The organism is Aeromonas sp. QDB20 (assembly GCF_027707805.1).
Classification (GTDB): Bacteria; Pseudomonadota; Gammaproteobacteria; order Enterobacterales; family Aeromonadaceae; genus Aeromonas; species Aeromonas dhakensis.
Genome location: NZ_JAPCJC010000063.1, coordinates 1 through 509, shown reverse-complemented (window position 1 = coordinate 509; position 509 = coordinate 1). Strand labels below are relative to the sequence as shown.

At 49.3% G+C, this 509-nt stretch carries 1 pseudogene; it reads right to left on the bottom strand.

The features are described 5' to 3' along the window. A pseudogene (locus PG897_RS22540) lies at positions 1-446 on the bottom strand (phosphoethanolamine transferase); the annotation flags it as partial. Between the last annotated feature and the right edge of the window lie 63 nt (positions 447-509).

Below are 509 nucleotides of genomic sequence, written 5' to 3'. Positions count from 1 at the left end.
TAGCGGATGGTGTTGTCATAGGTGTTGGTGAGCTCTTCATCTGTGCAGTTTTCAATATCACTGCGTGGACAGTCAGGGGTGAACTGACGATGAGCATCAGGGTAGCGCTTGTAGTAGGTTGGGCCATGGCTACCTATCAGGTGGAAGCCAACCAGCTTATCCACTTTCATTTGAGCAATTTCACTATCGAGGTCTTGAAGGACAACCTCGTCATAGCATGTGTTTTTATCGCAGAACTTAGGGTGATCCTTTGGTTCGATTTCGATGTTAGGTACTCGGTCGCAGACGCCTTTGCAGCCTCCATCGTTCTCCTTCCAAAAAATGGAGATCCCCGTTTTTTGCAACACATCTAGCAGGCCCTCGCTATTGCGAGCGCGATTATCATCAAACTCCTTTCTCCCCATATTGGAGAACATGCAGGGGACGGATACAGCGGTAATCCCCCCATTTTTTGGAGCACTCAAAAGTAGAGGTCATGCGGCCTGTGCCAAGCGCTGTTTCGGCGTGTA